General features: G+C 57.3%; 16 protein-coding genes. 14 read left to right on the top strand and 2 right to left on the bottom strand.

Annotated features, from left to right (window positions below; all coding sequences use genetic code 11):
• Nucleotides 1–838: 838 nt before the first annotated feature.
• The 12 genes from Pla52o_RS16480 to Pla52o_RS16535 all read left to right on the top strand — a co-directional run bounded on the left by Pla52o_RS16480 (nt 839) and on the right by Pla52o_RS16535 (nt 12,221).
• On the top strand, nt 839–1,147 hold the full coding sequence (locus Pla52o_RS16480) for a universal stress protein (protein ID WP_146595670.1): 309 nt from the start codon (nt 839–841) through the stop codon (nt 1,145–1,147).
• A 53-nt stretch (nt 1,148–1,200) separates the two neighbouring features.
• Nucleotides 1,201–2,910, top strand: coding sequence for a cation:proton antiporter (locus Pla52o_RS16485; protein WP_197169286.1), 1,710 nt, complete (start codon nt 1,201–1,203; stop codon nt 2,908–2,910).
• 54 nt (nt 2,911–2,964) lie between these two features.
• The gene (locus tag Pla52o_RS16490; protein WP_231612417.1) at nt 2,965–3,459 is read left to right on the top strand and encodes a Na+/H+ antiporter subunit E; all 495 of its coding nucleotides are present in this window, start codon (nt 2,965–2,967) and stop codon (nt 3,457–3,459) included.
• Nucleotides 3,456–3,722 (top strand): monovalent cation/H+ antiporter complex subunit F, encoded by a 267-nt coding sequence (locus Pla52o_RS16495; RefSeq protein ID WP_146595673.1) that lies wholly within the window; start codon nt 3,456–3,458, stop codon nt 3,720–3,722. Before Pla52o_RS16490 ends, Pla52o_RS16495 begins: the two co-directional genes overlap by 4 nt.
• A 2-nt stretch (nt 3,723–3,724) precedes the next feature.
• Entirely contained in the window at nt 3,725–4,027 is a 303-nt protein-coding gene (gene mnhG / locus Pla52o_RS16500; protein ID WP_146595674.1) for a monovalent cation/H(+) antiporter subunit G, read from the top strand.
• The gene (locus Pla52o_RS16505) at nt 4,024–4,311 is read left to right on the top strand and encodes a Na(+)/H(+) antiporter subunit B (RefSeq protein WP_146595675.1); all 288 of its coding nucleotides are present in this window, start codon (nt 4,024–4,026) and stop codon (nt 4,309–4,311) included. The genes mnhG and Pla52o_RS16505 overlap by 4 nt, the downstream gene beginning before the upstream one ends.
• Nucleotides 4,308–5,042 carry an MnhB domain-containing protein gene (locus Pla52o_RS16510; protein ID WP_146595676.1) on the top strand — a complete coding sequence of 245 codons (735 nt, stop codon included), beginning with the start codon at nt 4,308–4,310 and terminating at the stop codon, nt 5,040–5,042. Before Pla52o_RS16505 ends, Pla52o_RS16510 begins: the two co-directional genes overlap by 4 nt.
• On the top strand, nt 5,039–5,365 hold the full coding sequence (locus tag Pla52o_RS16515) for a cation:proton antiporter subunit C (RefSeq protein ID WP_146595677.1): 327 nt from the start codon (nt 5,039–5,041) through the stop codon (nt 5,363–5,365). The genes Pla52o_RS16510 and Pla52o_RS16515 overlap by 4 nt, the downstream gene beginning before the upstream one ends.
• The gene (locus Pla52o_RS16520; protein ID WP_146595678.1) at nt 5,355–6,833 is read left to right on the top strand and encodes a complex I subunit 5 family protein; all 1,479 of its coding nucleotides are present in this window, start codon (nt 5,355–5,357) and stop codon (nt 6,831–6,833) included. The genes Pla52o_RS16515 and Pla52o_RS16520 overlap by 11 nt, the downstream gene beginning before the upstream one ends.
• Complete coding sequence (locus Pla52o_RS16525; protein WP_146595679.1) at nt 6,830–8,326, top strand: complex I subunit 5 family protein; 1,497 nt, start codon at nt 6,830–6,832, stop codon at nt 8,324–8,326. The genes Pla52o_RS16520 and Pla52o_RS16525 overlap by 4 nt, the downstream gene beginning before the upstream one ends.
• A complete protein-coding gene (locus tag Pla52o_RS16530; RefSeq protein ID WP_146595680.1) occupies nt 8,323–10,068 on the top strand; it encodes a complex I subunit 5 family protein in 1,746 nt (581 codons plus the stop codon). The genes Pla52o_RS16525 and Pla52o_RS16530 overlap by 4 nt, the downstream gene beginning before the upstream one ends.
• A 353-nt stretch (nt 10,069–10,421) precedes the next feature.
• Nucleotides 10,422–12,221, top strand: a complete 1,800-nt coding sequence (locus Pla52o_RS16535) for an outer membrane protein assembly factor BamB family protein (protein ID WP_231612399.1) — start codon at nt 10,422–10,424, stop codon at nt 12,219–12,221.
• A gap of 15 nt (nt 12,222–12,236) precedes the next feature.
• Here Pla52o_RS16535 and Pla52o_RS16540 read toward each other — a convergent pair whose 3' ends face one another.
• Together Pla52o_RS16540 and Pla52o_RS16545 are read right to left on the bottom strand one after the other, a co-directional pair.
• Nucleotides 12,237–12,599, bottom strand: coding sequence for a DUF971 domain-containing protein (locus Pla52o_RS16540; RefSeq protein WP_146595681.1), 363 nt, complete (start codon nt 12,597–12,599; stop codon nt 12,237–12,239).
• Between the two features lie 12 nt (nt 12,600–12,611).
• Nucleotides 12,612–13,898, bottom strand: coding sequence for a phenylacetate--CoA ligase family protein (locus Pla52o_RS16545; protein ID WP_231612400.1), 1,287 nt, complete (start codon nt 13,896–13,898; stop codon nt 12,612–12,614).
• Between the two features lie 492 nt (nt 13,899–14,390).
• Here Pla52o_RS16545 and Pla52o_RS16550 point away from each other — a divergent pair, with 492 nt between their 5' ends.
• Both Pla52o_RS16550 and Pla52o_RS16555 read left to right on the top strand, forming a co-directional pair.
• The gene (locus Pla52o_RS16550) at nt 14,391–15,638 is read left to right on the top strand and encodes a DUF1559 family PulG-like putative transporter (RefSeq protein WP_146595683.1); all 1,248 of its coding nucleotides are present in this window, start codon (nt 14,391–14,393) and stop codon (nt 15,636–15,638) included.
• Nucleotides 15,639–15,940: 302 nt separating this feature from the next.
• Nucleotides 15,941–17,191, top strand: coding sequence for a DUF1559 family PulG-like putative transporter (locus Pla52o_RS16555; protein ID WP_197169287.1), 1,251 nt, complete (start codon nt 15,941–15,943; stop codon nt 17,189–17,191).
• Nucleotides 17,192–17,294: the final 103 nt, after the last annotated feature.

The raw sequence follows: 17,294 nt of genomic DNA on the forward strand, positions 1-17,294 counted from the left end.
CGCGCGAACTTTTTTGCCCGGCCGTCGCGATGCCGCAGGCTAAATTAAATGTTTGCCGTTGGCAGACTCAAAATCAAGACCGACCCGGTTGGCCTACGGCCACTTACAACATTGCGAGAGGCAACGTCCCCGCAATGAGTCGTGTTAATTGGTGCTAATCGGTGCCTGCTAATCGGTGCCAGCCAACCCGGTCATGTCCTTGAACAAGGTTGTCTCGAATCGTTTCGACGAAATCGGTTTTGCATTCGAATTTTCTAACCTTTCATTTAACTTAATCCTTATCTCCACGCCGAGTCGTGTCAAAAGGCTGACGAACTCGAACGTTGCCGACGATGCTCGCCGCAGAGATCGCAATCGTTTGCAAAGCAAATGCCATTGGCTGTCACGCGAGAAGGTTAAAAAATGCGAGGTTAGAAAATTGGCGACGCAATCCAAGTCTGACACCCGATGCAGCCATCCTCGATGGTCAGCCGCGACAGTGTTCGCTCACAGAGGTGAGCTCCGAGAGCTCTGAGGGACGCAGCACTATGCACGGGAGCTCTAAGGGAAGTTCTAAGGGACACAGCACATTGGGGGGGGCAGAAACGAGGGGAGCAATCGATAGCTAGCATATTGGAAGTATCTCCCCCTTTCAAAGTGCTATGTCCCCGGCAGCTTGTCCCCGGCAGCTTGTCCCCGGCAGCTGTTGCGGATCATGGCGGCGGTGGATCCCGATCCGACGGAAATCGATAGGGATGCACTGAACGCGTTGATTCTGAATCTTTCCGCATCGATGGCAGAGGAAAACGACGCGGAGCTGCACATCGATCATGCTTGGACGCTATTCTGAGAATCGATCATGCAGGGACGAGCACAAATGACGGAGTCAGAGATTCCCGGGTACATTCAAGAGGAGTCGGAGCGGCATCAGGCACTTTTGGATGTCTTGATAGAGAAACACACGGACGGTGCGGCACAGGTTCACATGGTCAAAGGAATTGCCTCGTCCGCGATCCCTGAAATGGGCAAGGCCCAGAAAGCCGACTTGCTCGTGATGGGAACGGTGTGCCGGACCGGCATCCCAGTTTTCTTCATCGGGAATACCGCGGAAAAGATACTCGATGAAATCGACCGTTCCGTGTTGACCGTCAAACCAGCGACGTTTTAGTCGCCGCTGACGTTCGACTGATCGATCGATAAAGACCTCGCCGGAGCGTGCGATTGGGATCTGGAAACGTCTTTTACGAGTTTGCGCTATTGCTGGCGGCAGCCGGTGTTCTGGGCTTTGTTGCGCATTGGCTCAAACAACCGTTGATTGTCGCCTTCATCGCGGTTGGAATCCTAGTCGGACCGGCGGGCTTGAAATGGGTTTCCATCGGCAGCGAAATCGACCTGCTGGCGAAGACCGGCATTGCACTGTTGTTGTTCACGGTCGGCTTAAAGTTGGACTTGAACGTGATTCGCACGATGGGGCCCGTGTCGCTAGCCACCGGCTTGGGACAGGTGACGTTCACGTCGGTGATTGGCTACTTGCTCTGCCTTGTCATGGGGTTTTCGCATCTGGCCTCGCTCTACGTGGCCGTTGCGTTGACGTTCTCCAGCACGATCATCATCGTCAAATTGTTGTCGGACAAACGCGAGATTGACTCGTTGCATGGACGCATTGCCATCGGTTTTTTGATCGTCCAAGACTTGGTGGTGGTCTTGGTGATGATCGCGCTGACCGCGTTCGGGGCCAGCACCGGCGTCCACTGGGTGCAGGGCATCTCGTTGGTCGTTGTCAAAGGAATCGGTTTGCTGGTCGCCGTCGGTCTGCTGATGCGTTACGTGCTGCCGAAGCTGTATCATCATGCGGCTCGTTCGGCCGAATTACTGACGACGCTAGCGATCGGGTGGGCGGTCGCGCTGGCGGCGATCGGTGATTGGCTGGGGTTCAGCAAAGAGGTCGGTGCGTTCTTAGCAGGTGTGTCGCTTGCTGGGTTGCCGCACCGGGAAGCTCTCGGGTCGCGTCTGATCGGCCTACGCGACTTCTTGCTGCTGTTCTTCTTTGTCGATCTAGGTGCCCATCTCAAACTCAGTTTGCTCGGATCGCAACTGCTGCCGTCGCTGGCTCTATCGTTGTTCGTGCTGGTCGGCAATCCGCTGATCGTGATCATCATTATGGGACGGATGGGGTACCGAAAACGAACGGGCTTCCTGGCCGGATTGACGGTCGCCCAGATCAGCGAGTTTTCCTTGATGCTTGGTGCACTGGGAAAAGACCTCGGGCATATATCCGGTGAAGTCTTGGGGCTGATCACACTCGTGGGCTTGATCACGATCACACTGTCTACCTACCTGATTCTCTACTCGCACCCGTTGTATGACTGGCTTGCTCCCTTCATGTCCTGGTCCGAGAAGAAAAATCCGTTTCGCGAAGTTGAACTGGAAACGACCGTCGAGCCCTCACGAGGTTTTGACACGATCGTGTTTGGTCTGGGGCGTTTTGGGAATCATCTTTCTCGCGAACTGACCGAGCGAGGGCAACGTGTGTTGGGAGTCGACTTTGATCCCGATGTGGTGCATCGGCTCCGCGAGTCGGGACACTCGGTCGTCTACGGCGATGCGGAAGACCCCGAGTTTGCATCGACGCTGCCGCTCTCGCACACGCGTTGGGTGGTCAGTTCGGTGCCGCAGGTTTCGGTCAATCTCGCCTTAGTGCACGCGTTGTCTCGCTATGGCTATACCGGATCGATCGCCGCGACCGCGCACAACGAACGTGACGCCTCTACATTAAGCAATGCAAGAGTCAACTTGATCCTGCTGCCATTCTCGGACGCCGCCAAAGAAGCCATCGACCAACTCGGCGAATCGGAGCCGAGGAAATCTGTCGCCGGATCACCGCAAAGCAGGACCAATGAGCCGTTCGACGACCACGACGCTCATCCCTAATCAAGAGCCGCAAACATCAACGTGGTGCACCACGGCTACGCGTATAATGCGGTGATGAGATTCATGGTGACATTGATCGTTTTGGCCGGTTTATGGGCATCGCTAACCGAGGCGAGCGGCGATTCGTGGATCGTCGGTGGCCCCGTCGTTTTGGCAGCATCGCTATTTGCGGTGCACTTGGCGTCTGAGGATCGCTGGCGGTGGTCCGTTATGGGCTTGTTCGCGTTCGGCCCCCATTTCGTCCGCTCGTCGATTGTGGGCGGGATCGACGTCGCTTGGCGGTCGATGCACCCGCGTTTGCCCATTGATCCACAGATGATCGCGTACCCATTACGTTTGCCCGCCGGTACGTCGCGAACGTTCTTTATGAACGTGGTGAACCTGTTGCCGGGAACGGTCAGTGTGGACGTTCGCAAGGATGTACTTTCCGTGCACGTGATTAATGTCAATCCGCCGGTGCAGCGGGAACTGAGAACTCTGGAAGACGCCGTTGCAAGCATGTTTGCCATCCGGCTCAATCCGCTTGGCGAGCAGGGAGAGAGCGTATGACGCATACGTTGTTGCTGCTTGTGGTGGTGTTATTGGCAAGCATGATTGCGGGACTCGTCCGCGTGGTGCGTGGGCCCACGGCCTCGGATCGAATGCTGGCAGCACAGTTGATGGGCACGACGGGAGTCGCCGTTATCTTGTTGCTTTCCGAAGCGACCTCGCGACCGGCATTGCTGGATGTGGCGTTGGTGTTCGCGTTGTTGGCCGCGGTTACCGGAATCGCATTTGTCCAGCGTTATCAGGCAATGGAAACGGGTGAGTAGGAATGAGCATCCTCGACATTACGTCCATCGTCTTGATCGCAACCGGTTGTCTGTTCTTCATCGCGGGCAGCGTCGGCATGTTGCGTCTTCCCGATGTGTTCACGCGGCTACACGCGACGACGAAAGCCGACAATGTCGGTTTGGGGCTATTGGTGATGGGGTTATTGCTGCGATCGGGATCGATATTCATCGCGTCCAAGCTGGTGTTGATCTGGATGCTAGTTTTGGTCGCAGGCGCAACGACGTGCCACTTGATTGCGAGGTCGGCAGTACGCCGTGGCGAGCGACCGTGGAGTAAGCGATGAACAGTCTGTTGTGGATTTTGGACATCACGCTGTGCGGAAGCCTGATTTGGTTGGCATGCCAGACGCTTGCCACTGCCGATCTATTCAAGGCGATTGTGCTGTTCATCATGCTGGGCCTCGTCATGGCTTTGGCTTGGGCGCGGCTCGACGCCCCTGATATTGCGTTGGCCGAAGCGGCGATTGGTGCGGGGTTGACCGGAGCCTTGTTGCTTTCGACGTTGGCGGCAATCACGAAGCCTCCTGCCCCGAGGACGCCGTCCGAGAAGACGGAGGTTGATGCATGAGCCAACCGCCCCCCGTAGCACTCATCAACATTGCGTTTGCCATCGTCGTCGCGGCGATGATTGGCATCCTGGGGATCGCGATCTTCAGCCTGCCAAGCGAAGCGGTCGGGTTGTCCGGGGCGGTGGAAGCTGAACTTGACCAGGCCGGTGCCAAGAACCCGGTCACCGCGGTGCTGTTGAACTTTCGCGGCTACGACACGATGTTGGAGATCGTGGTGTTGTTGCTGGCCGTGATCGGTACACGCGTATTGACCACTGCCGATGCGTCGCTTGAGGTCGAGCGAAACCGATCCGTCAATCCGGTGCTGCTCGGTTTCATTCGCATCCTTGCACCCGTGATGATTGTCGTTGCCGGATATCTGCTGTGGGTTGGTGGACACGCACCGGGCGGCGCCTTTCAAGCAGCCGCGGTGTTGGCCGCGATGGGCGTGCTGTTGAAACTTGGTGGCGTGCCGTGGACGCGAAACCTATCCCAGCGCGGCGAGCGACTTCTGCTGGTGGCGGGGCTGGCCGTATTTCTCGTCGTGGCGACCGCAGTCATGCTGACAAGCCAGCGAAACCTGTTGCAGTATCCGCCCTCGGCAGCCAAGACGCTGATTCTGTTGATTGAATCGGCAGCCGCCGTTTCGATCGCTGCGATCTTGCTGGCACTGTTTGGCTCCGGAACGCTTCGAGAAACGCAATCGCCTGTGCCCCGCGACGAGATTCCCCGCGACGAGGCTGCGCCGTGACGATTGCCACTCTGTATGCCGTTTGTGGAGTCATGCTGTTTGGCATCGGGTTCTATGGCGTCGTCATCTGCCGACATTTGCTCCGTAAAGTGATTTCATTGAATCTGATGGGCAGTGGCACGTTCCTTGTCCTTGTCGCGTTGGCTCATCGGACTCCCGATGGACAGCCCGATTCGGTGCCGCACGCGATGGTGTTAACCGGGCTGGTCGTTTCGGTCAGTGCGACGGCGCTCGCATTGGCGTCGCTTCGTCGCTTTCACCGCGAGACTCAGCGGACCGAACTTTCCCTGCATGCGGAAAGGCGGGGAACGGATGACGCCTGAACTTGCGATGGTCGGACTAATCACGTTGCCGCTGGCCGCAGGTATCATTGCGTTTGTCGTGCGCCGAGTTGCGGTGGTGCTGACGATCGTCGTGGCGAGCGTGCAAATTGTGCTGGCGGGCCACCTCGCACATTCGGTGTTTTACCAGGGGAGACTGCGGTACGAAGTCGGTGGTTGGGGGGCACCGCTAGGGATTGACTTGTATGTGGACGGTCTGAGCGCATTGATGTTACTGATGACGGCGTTGGTGGGACTGGCCATCGTCGTATACTCACCTTCGTACTTCGCGCACCCTCGCAGCCACCACTCAGGCGAGTACTTTTGGCCGTTGTGCCTATTTTTGTTCGCGTCGCTCAACGCGTTGTTTCTGGCCGGAGACTTATTCAATCTGTATGTGACCTTGGAATTGCTGACGTTGACGGCGGTCGCATTGATCGGTTTGGCAGGCACCGTCGATGCGTTGGCAGCTGCGCTGCGGTACTTGATCGTAGCGGTTACCGCATCGCTATTCTTTTTGCTGGGGGTGGCGCTACTCTACAGCAGCTATGGAACGGTCGATCTGCATCTGTTGGCGACGAAGTTTCAATTCGACTTGCCGAGCCGTTGTTCGATCGTTTTGATTGCCGTCGGATTGTTATTGAAAACGGCCTTGTTTCCGCTTCACTATTGGTTGCCGCCGGCCCATGCGGCCGCGCCCTCCCCGGCCAGTGCTCTGTTGTCAGGTTTGGTGCTGAAATCTTCGTTTTACGTGTTGCTACGGCTGTGGTTCGATGTCTTTCCCTACGCGGACTTGCGATTGGTAGGTCACTTGCTCGGTGTCCTCGGTGCGACTGCGATTCTGTGGGGTTCGATCCAAGCGATTCGCCAAACGCATTTGAAGCTGCTGGTCGCCTATTCGACGGTTGCTCAGATCGGGTATCTGTTTCTAGTCTTCTCGCTAACTGTGGAAACGACCATGGCATGGAGTGGTGCGGTGCTCTTCGCAGCGTCGCATTCATTGGCAAAAGCGGCCGCGTTTTTGGCGGCGGGGTCATTGAAGTACGCTCACGACAGTGACCGCATCGACGAACTGGCGGGGGCGGCTCAGCGACAACCCGTGACGATCTTTGCCTTCGCGATCGCCGGCGTCGGTCTGATGGGATTGCCGCCCAGTGGCGGGTTCCTCGCCAAGTGGATGCTGTTGAATTCCGCTGTCACGTCGGGGCGATGGGGTTACGCCTTGGTGATGCTCAGCGGGGGCGTGCTGGCCGCGATCTACGTGTTTCGCGTGGTCGCCAAGTCGTTTGAAAACATCGATCCGATCGCGTCCTGTCCGGTCGCAACGCGTCCGATCTCGCCTTGGATGCAATGGACGCCGCTGGCGCTGGCCGTCGCCTCGCTTGCCTTGGGCGTACTGGCCTATCTGCCACTGGGGTTACTGGAAATCGGGGCGCCGTTTTCGCCAACGAGTGGCGGAGGCACGCCATGAACCTGGATCACCTGCTGCCGCTGATGGTCGTCGCCAGTTCGCTGATTCCGGGGCTCGTCATTTTCGCGTTGGGTGAGCAGCGGAAAACGGCGCGCACGATTCTCAATCTCGGCGGTGCGTCGGTGAAACTGTTGTTGGTAGCGATGATGCTGTGGGGCGTATCACAAGACCACGTGTACGTGGTGCGTTTTCCCATCACTCAAAGTATCGACTTCGCCCTACACGCCGATCCGTTCTCTTTACTGTTCGTGACACTGTCGGCCGTGTTGTGGTTTTTGACAACCATTTATGCGATTGGCTATCTGGAAAACTTGCCTCACTGTGGGCGTTTCTTTGGCTTTTTCAGTTTGTGTGTGGCGGCGACATCGGGGATCGCTCTGTCGGCCAATCTGCTGACGTTTTTGGTCTTCTACGAGATGCTAACCCTGACGACGTATCCTTTGGTCGTTCATCGTGGCACCCCAGAGGCGATTCGCGGCGGACGGATCTATTTGGCGTACACGGTTTCCGGTGGTGCGGTGCTGTTGTTGGCAATGGTTTGGCTGCAGTCGATCGTCGGTCCGGTGGAGTTCGTCGTCGGGGGATTCCTGGAGAGTGCCGGCCACGAGTATCGAAACACGTTTCGCTGGATCTTTGCGTTGTTGATCGTTGGCTTTGGCGTCAAAGCAGCATTGGTCCCGCTGCACGGTTGGCTGCCCGAAGCGATGGTCGCCCCCGCTCCGGTCAGCGCGCTGTTGCACGCGGTGGCCGTCGTCAAAGCGGGTGCCTTTGGCATCGTACGAGTGGTCTACGACGTCTTCGGCGTGGAATTCTGTGGAGAGCTTGGCGTCGCGACTCCGTTGGCGATCGCGGCGGCGGTGACGATTTTGTACGGATCGCTGCGGGCGGTTTATCAGAACGACTTAAAGCGACGATTGGCCTACTCGACCATCAGCCAGGTTTCTTATATCGCCTTGGGAGCTGCCATTGTCGGACCGATCGCGACCGTTGGCGGGATCGTGCATCTGGTCCATCAAGGCCTGATGAAGATCACGTTGTTCTTTGCCGCTGGGAATCTGGCGGAAACATTGGGTATTCATGAAGTCAGTGAACTCAATGGAGTCGGACGACGGATGCCTTGGACGATGTCCGCATTCACGATCGCGGCGTTGGGAATGATCGGCGTCCCACCGATGGCAGGTTTTGTGACCAAGTGGCTGCTGGGAAGCGGTGCGATCGCCGCGGGGCAATGGTGGGTGGTCGGTGTGTTGGCCGGCAGCACCGTGTTGAACGCGATCTACTTTCTGCCGATTGTGTACGCCACTTGGTTCAAACCGCCCGACGGTCCGTGGCCGCACGATCACGGACGCGGACGATTTGAAACCCATCTTCTGTTGCTGATCCCGCCGGTTTTGACCGCCATCTCCGTGGTCTTGGTTGGACTACTTGCCAGCATGCCGTTCAGTCCGCTGGACTGGGCGCGGCTGATCGTCGAGCGGGAGTACCGACCGTGAACGAAACGCTGTTACTACTGACGATTCTGTTTCCGCTGGTGCTGATTGCGGCTTGGCCCCTGCAGTCAACTCGCAGCAAATTGCAGCGGTTCACTGCATGGGCTCCACTGCCAGCGATCCTACTGTCGATTGTCGCGTCGGATTTTGCCGTCGATCTACCTTGGTTGCTGCTCGGTTCGCGACTGGGGCTGGATGCAACCGGACAAATCTTTCTGGCATTCACATCAATCCTGTGGCTGGCTGCGGGAATCTATGCGAATGCTTACCTGGCGAAGGACGCGGCGCGAGATCGCTTTGACCTGTTTCATTTGATAACGATGCTGGGCAATCTAGGAGTCATCGTTTCTCAGGACATGGGCAGCTTTCTGCTGTTCTACACCGTGATGAGCCTTGCTGCGTACGGACTGATCATCCACGATCGTCAACCGGCCAGCCTACGCGCAGGCCACGTCTACATCACGCTGGCCGTATTGGGTGAAGTATTGCTGTTTTGGGCCGTAATTTTGACGGCACAGCAAACGGATTCGCTGTACTTCGATGGCTTGGCCGAGAAACTCGCGGTGTCACCGTTTCGGCGCGTCATCGTGGGCTTGGTTGTGGTCGGGTTCGGAATTAAGTTAGGTTTGATGCCGTTGCACTTTTGGCTGCCGCTGGCTCACCCGGCGGCGCCCACGCCGGCCAGCGCGGTGTTGAGTGGTGCGATCATCAAAACCGGCTTGTTAGGGATGCTTCGCTTTTTACCGTTGGGCGCCCTCGCCATGAACGACTGGGGCGGCGCGTGCATCGTCGCCGGATTGACCTCCACCTTCCTGGCCGTTTTGTTTGGACTGACGCACGACAACCCCAAAACGGTATTGGCCTATTCAAGTGTCAGCCAAATGGGGCTTGTCGGCGTCATGATTGGCATCGCGATGATGACACCTCAGTCGTGGCCGATTGTTTCCACAGCCATCTTGGTTTACGCGACGCACCATGCCATCGCTAAGGCATCGCTGTTTCTAGGAGTCGGCGTCGCCCAATCTGAAATGAAGACAGCATGGCAGCGAAGGTGGGTAAACGTCGGCCTCATCATCGCCGCATTCTCCTTGGCGGGACTTCCGCTAACGACCGGATATGCGGCGAAAATGGCACTCAAAGAATCGGGCTCGGTGCTGGCCGAACCTTGGGCCGCGGCACTCGCGTGGATTCTGCCATTGACGGGAATCACAACCGCGTTGTTGGTTTCGCGTTTTCTGTATCTGGTCCGGCCCAACCGCTCGCATTCGCATGGCGTGCTCACACCCGCGATCGCGATTCCGTGGGCGATTCTAACGGTTTGTGTCGTGCTATTGTTTTTCGTATTGCGCTGGTCACTACCAACCGAAGCCACCTGGTTCTCGTTAGCCGCTTACAAGGTGTGGGCTGCTACCTGGCCCATCCTGACGGCGGCCGTGATGGTGTTGCTGGTTTTATTTGGGGGCGGACTTCGCCGACCTTTGCAAATCCTCCGCATCCCCGCCGGCGATCTGGTGGTTCCGCTAACATTGGCAATGAACCAGTGCGGACGTGCCTGGAAGTTCCTCGCCATCATCGAAACGTCGATGATCAGGAAGCATTCCAACCGCCTCGTCGCCAAACTCGCGTTTTCTTGTAAACGCCTCATCGACTCTCTCACTCGCGGTTTCGAAAACGACGCAGTGGCCGGTATCTTGATCGGCGTGATCGCGGCACTGCTGTTCGCGCTGAACGTCCTGTTAAGTTGATTGCGGGGTGGGCCGTGCAACCCCGAGCATACCTCTCTTAACGGCGTTTAAATTTCCGCAACATCTCCTTCGATAGCGATTACGGTGCACATCCATTTAGTGCCTTGAAACCACCTCCACACACTACTCCAATGGGGGGAAGCTCGTTACGACATGCCTTTGAGTTGCGAACGGAGTAGAAAAATGATTGCGTTTGAGATCCCTTGCCCCGGCTGCAAATGCGAGATGAGCCGGGTTCCGCGTCGATGGTACGAACGTTTTTTCTGTTCTGCGGTTTATCGCTGCAAACGTTGTCGAAAACGACGACGAATGGCCTTTGTGATCCAGACGCTGCTATAGATCGGATCGCTACAATGAACGAGAATCGGGCCTCGTCTTCTGCTGCGGCCCCTTCTTCCCATGTCCTAGGCCTCGTTGTGACCGAATCGAATCAAGCTGCCTCCCCCGACCCCGCGGCTGGAAGTGAACCACCAAGCGACAACGCCTCCCAACCTGATGACGCGTCGGCGCGCGTGATCGACCGCGAACCCAACTACCTGCTGCGGATGACGGTGGTTGCCATCGTTGCCGGTTTAATGGTCTATCTGCTCCAGCGTTTCGTTTCCGAACGTGATCACCAGAACGCGAACCTGTTTTCGTTTGGCGTGATCGGGGTCGCGCTGCTGATCCTGCTGACCCAACTTTTTCGTTTGGCACAGAATCACGGTCATCGGTTGCTGGTTCCCATTGCGGTCGTGGTGGTCACCGCTTTGCTTGCAACGCTGATTCGCTTCGATGGCTTTAGCGGCGAGATGATGCCTCAATTCAAGCCTCGATTTTGGAACGGGAATCAACCGGAGCGACCTTCGCTAGTGACCGGATCGCTCCAGACGCTAACGCCGCTCGAGGAGTCTGAGAGTACCGTTGCACTGGAAGGATCGAGCGGATTTCTTGGAAATAATCGCACCGGTTTTATCGCCCAACGCCATTTCCAGGTCCCCCGCAGTGAAGCGGAGGTCGAGGTGTTATGGAACCAAGGCATCGGCGAAGGATGGTCCGGATTCGCGATTGCCAACGACCGGGCGATTACGTTGGAACAGCGTGACCAAATCGAGTCCGTCAGCTGTTATCGATTGGGGGACGGATCGCTGTTGTGGGGAGTGAACCATCAAGCGAGGCATGAGCATCCGCTGGGCGGAATCGGTCCACGTTCGACCCCCACGATTGTGGGCGATCGTGTCTACGCGCTCGGAGCGACCGGCAAACTTTGGTGCATCGACCTGAACACAGGCGAAGAAATTTGGACAGCCGACCTGCTCGAACTCGCTGGATGGAACCAAACTCAATCCGAGACGGCCATTCCGTGGGGACGATCCGCATCTCCGCTGATTGTGGACGGATTGTGTGTGGTTCCGTTTGGCGGCTCCCGTGATCCCGCCATCCCGCCGTCCGACTTGGCCAAATCGGGTCGCAGTCTGATCGCCTTTGACGCCGCAAGCGGAGAGATTCGCTGGACCGCAGGCGAAGACCAAATCAGCTACGCCTCGCCGATCACACTGACGCTGGGAGGCGAACGCCAGCTTGTTTCGGTCAACGAGACGACCATTAGCGGCCATCGGATCCAAGACGGATTCCCGCTGTGGTCCATCGAATGGCCAGGCCAAACCAACACCTCAGCGAATTGCTCGACCGTAACTCCGGCGGGCGTGAACCGCTTTTTGGTTGGCAAAGGCTACGGTGGTGGGAGTGCGCTTGCCGAGGTGAAACGGGATTCGGATGCAACGTGGAACGCCCAATCCGTTTGGCGCTCCGGACGCATTCTCAAAACCAAGTTCGCCGACACCGTGGTCGTTGGCGAAACGGCGTACGCATTAAGCAATGGGTCGCTCGAAGCGGTCGCCATCGACGACGGCAAACGGCGTTGGCAGCAACCGCGTGGCGAACGGTCCGGTCAAGGCCAGATCTTGGTGTGTGAGGATACGATCGTAGTTCAGAATGAAACGGGCGAAATTCTGTTCGTCGAGCTGAACGAAGATCGCTATTCGGTCCTGCTCCGCTTATCCGCCCTCGACTCGAAAACATGGAACGTGCCCACGATCGCAGGCCGCCATTTGATCGTGCGAAACGATCGTGAAGTGATCTGTTTCCTACTGCCCGAACGCGAGTCATCTTAGGCATCAGCAAGGGAATTAGCCCAGCGGGTTGGCCAACAACTTAATCGGGAAGATGCCCGAGGAGTGACCGTCGCTAAAGGCGATTTGGTAGGCATAGGAGCCCACCGGACGCATCGATTCGATGCGTAGCGGTCGGGCCTCGGCGGCACTCAGCACCGGCAAGCTGAGCGAGGCCTTGGATGCTTCTTTTTTCTCTTGCCCCCGCTTTTTTTCACGACAGGTCGCGCACGGACACGCCGCTCGCAACTGGCTCACCGTCCACCGCGTGCTGGTGCCATCATTCCATTGAATTTGGATCACCGACTCGCCCTCTCGGGAGATCGCGAGGGGGGTCAGATCAGGTTCATCGGGCAGCGATTTGCTTTCGGAGGTATTCATCGTGCTAACGGTTTACCCTTGGCGGGTTCTTTGGTCAACGAGACGACGAGATTTCGCTTGGAAACGAGGCAGCGAATCGATGGCAACCGGGGTGACCTGGACCCGCAACGCGATTCGATCTCGCAGCAACTGGGCGATCTCCGCCGCCTGCTGCGACGTGCCTTCGATCTCGATGTGCAACTGGTCCATTTCGTCGATCTGTTCGACATTGATTCGATATTCCGCCAACTCGTTCGACTCGCGAAGAATCGCCTCGATACTGCTGGGAAAGATGTTCACGCCGCGGATCACGATCATATCGTCGCCGCGCCCGATAACGCCGCCTTGGAGCCAAACAAAGGACGAGGGTTGATCGTGATCGCGATAGGCACGCACGATGTCACCGGTGCGGTAGCGAATCGCCGGCCCGCCGAATCGCCCCAGGTTCGTGAGCACCAATTCCCCCATTTCACCCTCGGCAACCTCCGTGCCCGATGGATCGTCGCCCCCAAAGTCGAGCACTTCGGCAATGAATTCCGATTCGATCACATGCAGCCCCCGCCCATCCGCACTGCCGAATCCCCACGCGCCGAGTTCGCTCGCGCCCGCATGATCGACAAGCGCCGCGCCCCAGGCTTCCTCAATCCGTCTGCGCACCGCGGGCAGCGATCCGCCCGGTTCACCGGCAACGATGATGCGTGAAACGCGATTTCGGGTTAGATCCATGCCGATCGATTTAGCGGTCGCCACCAAATGCAATGCATAGGTGGGAGTGCAGCACAACACGGTACACCCGTAGTCGTCGATCATCTTCAAGCGTGATTCGCTCGAGATGCCTCCGAGCGGGACGCACAGTGCGCCGCGATCGATCATTGCATCATTCGCAGTCCAAAATCCAATAAAAGGACCAAACGAAAACGCCATCATGGCAATGTCTTCGGCCGTCACCTCGGCGGCATCCAAAACGTAGTGCCAACAGCGAATCCACCATTGCCAATCCGCTTGCGTATCGAGCACCGGCAGCGGCCAACCGCGGGTCCCACTGGTTTGATGCATGTGGGTGTATTGCGTGAGGGGCAGATCAAAAATAGCCGCGGGACTTGGTCGCGACTGCGGAATCAAGTCCGCCTTGGTCAGCAGGGGGATGTCACGAAGTTGTCTGAGCGAGGTCAACGGCAACGAAACGTTCTTGAGTCGATCGGCATAGAACGGTCGGGTCCGAGCCACTGCCAATAGCGCATTGAGTCGCTCGAGTTGCAGCAGCACGAGTGACTCGCGAGTGCCGTTTGCAGGGAAACGAGCAAGGTTCATGTCACTCATCCGAAATGTCCAGAGCTTTCGCAGTTAAATCGAGGCGGGAGGATTGGGAAGTCGCAAGAAACGAGACCCCCACTTTACCAAGAACCCCGCCGGGATGCGGCCCCCAGCGCATGAGCAACCCGTTGGCGACCAAGGCGTCATACGACGCTTGAGCCGCAACGTTCCCAGCCGCAGTGCTTAGCGGAACGCCGGAGCAAGCGAATGAACCTTATCGGACTGAACCGGGACCCTGCATCGAGAACGCATCAAAACGGGATCCAGACTCCGATTCTGACTTCCCCCGCTCATCCTCGAACGGGAATGCCCCACGCGAGCTCGTGCAAACAGGTGCGTTCGCCGACACCAGAGACAAATGGTGGCCAACGAACCACCCGGATTTAACGCAACGCTAACCTTGCAGCCATGTTGCCTTCATCTCGCTCGATTCTGATGCGAGCGACATGAACTTGCACCTGTACTTGCAAGCCGGCACCACTCCACCGAGAACCGCAGATGCCCCATCACCGAACGTTGACATCACGCGAGACGATGCGAGCGCCCCGAGCATTCACGTTAGTCGAAATGCTGGTGACCATTTCGATCATCGGAGTGCTTGCCGCATTGATGTTACCCGCGATCAACAAAGCTCGCGAGGCAGCCCGAGGCACGCAGTGCCAAAGCAATTTGAAACAGTTTGGCGTGGGGCTTACGTCCCGCACCATCACGTCCCCCGATTCGACCTTTTGTTCGGGAGACTTCAACTACGAGCGTGATGGCGTGCCGACTGAGTTTGGTTGGGTTGCGAATCTAATTGATCGCGGCGTTTTGGTGGGCGAGATGCGATGCCCGGCGAATCCCGCCAAGGCATCCACGGCGATTCAGCAATTGCTGACGATGGATATCAGCGAATTTAATTTATCGAAATTCGCGGGCTGCTCGCCTTGCCTTAGTTGCCTGAAAGACCGTCGACTTGGCAGTGAACCGTACGAAGATTTGATGGGGGATCGGATCGTGAACATCGCACGTGAAATCGACGAAAAATCCGTAAAGGATCTTGCCGGTCGCGCCGATCTGATCGACCGACGTTTGATCCAAAAAGGCTACAACACCAATTACGCGGGAACCTGGTTTCTCTTTCGCACCGAGTTCACTTTGGATGACAACGGTAATCCCAGCGTCAATCAACCGGTTTGCAGCGAGGCCAGCAGGAACGCATCCACCAGCAGCGCGTTCACAGATCTGGTCAACGACACGCGTGGTCGCTACACGACTCGCGGGCCATTGGCGACAAATCGAGTCGACTCGGGCAAGGCTCCAGCCAGCACGATCCCGTTGCTGTGCGATGCGGCAGCGGTCGGATTCCTCGAGACCGGGATTGGCGAAACCATCCCAGAAAGCTCGCTGTATGCCACTTCGATGGTAGGACAACCCGTTGCCACCAGCGATGGCACGGACTGGAAACGGCTCGATGTCCCCCGTATTCGCAGCGGCACTCCACGCGCAGGCATCTCGGGATGGTTGCGGATCTGGAACCACAAAACAAGGCAAGATTACCGGGGCATCGCTCCGCTGCATCAAGGCGTCGCTTATGCATTAATGGCCGACGGTTCGATTCAAGCGATTCCGGACCGCAATCGAGATGGTTATCTCAACAACGGCTTTACCCAACACCCCCATTACTGGACCAGCAGCGATGTCGAAGCCCCCGAACGCCTGCTGTCGAGCTACTACTCGCTCAACTCCAAAGGCAGCGAGAATTGATGCCACGGATCAATCTCATTTTGGATTCGTTACTAGAAGGAGGGCCAATCGAGCGTGGAACGCGAATTCGTTAGCGGCGAAATCGACGTCTGCAACTCAAGCAAACGCTAATCACCTTAACCATCTGAAATCTCATCGCGAAGCGTCAGGCACGAACCGCTGATGTGCTTGGTATTCAACCTCTCCACCGCGGAGACGGGCGACGACGCCACCACGCTCCGCCAATTTAGCCCTGTCAATTTAGCCCTGTCACTGGACGCATCACTCCGATGCGATCCCAAAATCCTCAAGGAAACTTACGAATGAAGACATCAAAAAGCGGTTTTACTCTCATCGAGATGCTCGTTGTCATCTCGATCATTGCGATTTTGGCAGCGCTCGCACTGCCCGCACTGGCCAAAGCACGCGAAGCGGCTCGCCGCAGTACGTGCTCGAACAATCTTCGCCAATTTGGCATCGGTCTTTTGACCTATGCCGAGCGAGACCAGGTTGGCCGCCTTTGCACCGGTGCGAGCGACTACCGACGCGATGGATGCATGGACACCTATGGCTGGGTCGCCGACTTGGTCAACTCGGGCTCCGCTCTGCCTTCGGACATGCTTTGCCCGAGCAATAGTGGCAAGGGCTCCGAGAAGTTGAACGACTTGGTGGGCACCGACACCACCAACGGCAACGGAACCTCACCGGCACGGCTCAACAAAGGCGCCTGCCGACAAATCTTTGGTTCCTCTCCTGCGCTGGCAGCCAACTCTGACATCCGAGCCCAATACATCGGTGTCGAGTTTATCGAAAAGGGCTATAACACGAACTACGCTGCCGGATACCACCTCGTCCGTAACGCGCCGCTGACTTCGGGAACCGGAACCAGCATCGTGTTGAACACCCGTTCGGCAAGCCAGCGTGATTTCAAACAACGCGAAGGCACCTACGGGCCGATCCAGTTGTCAATCATTGACGGCAGCCGGATTCCTTCGTCGAGCATCGCGTTGCTTGGCGATGCCGGCCCCGGCGACATCGACGAAGCGGTTTTGGCCGTCTCGATCACCGACAGCAACGGCGAAGAACTATTGCCCCAGGGAATGTTGTTGACCGAAGCGTTCAACGACGGCCCCGCCTACGTGAACGGCAGCGATTCGATTGAGCTGGCGAAGCAAAACGCCGCGGGTGGAGCGGACACTTCGCTACCGATCAGTGCCCAAATGGCTTGTGAAAAAGGGGGAGCAACAATCGCGAAGTGCTTTGATTTCACCTCCGGCATGGGCCCTACCGGGAAGGGCGGCAACAACCTCTACCTTCAAGACACGCGTGATTGGTTCGCACTGCACGGCGGCATCGCAAACATCTTGATGGCAGACGGTTCGGTCAAACAGTTCTACGACGGACGCAACGCAGATGGGTACCTCAACCCAGGCTTCCAATTCAGCGGCGGAATCGCCAACAACCCGCAAGTCAGCGGGTACGCCGATAGCGAAGTGGAATTGATGCCCAACGAAATGTTCAATGGACTGTTCATTGATTCCGCCACCCTCAAGGGAACGTTTGAAAATAACTAAATCGGTTCGCTGCTAAAGAAAGCCGATCGAAGTCGCAAAGGAACTCGCGGCCAACATCCGGCTGCGGCGGGAAACGGGCGTGAAAAACGACGTGCCCCATCAT

Origin of the sequence: Novipirellula galeiformis (assembly GCF_007860095.1) — a bacterium.
In the GTDB taxonomy this organism is placed as follows: Bacteria; Planctomycetota; Planctomycetia; order Pirellulales; family Pirellulaceae; genus Novipirellula; species Novipirellula galeiformis.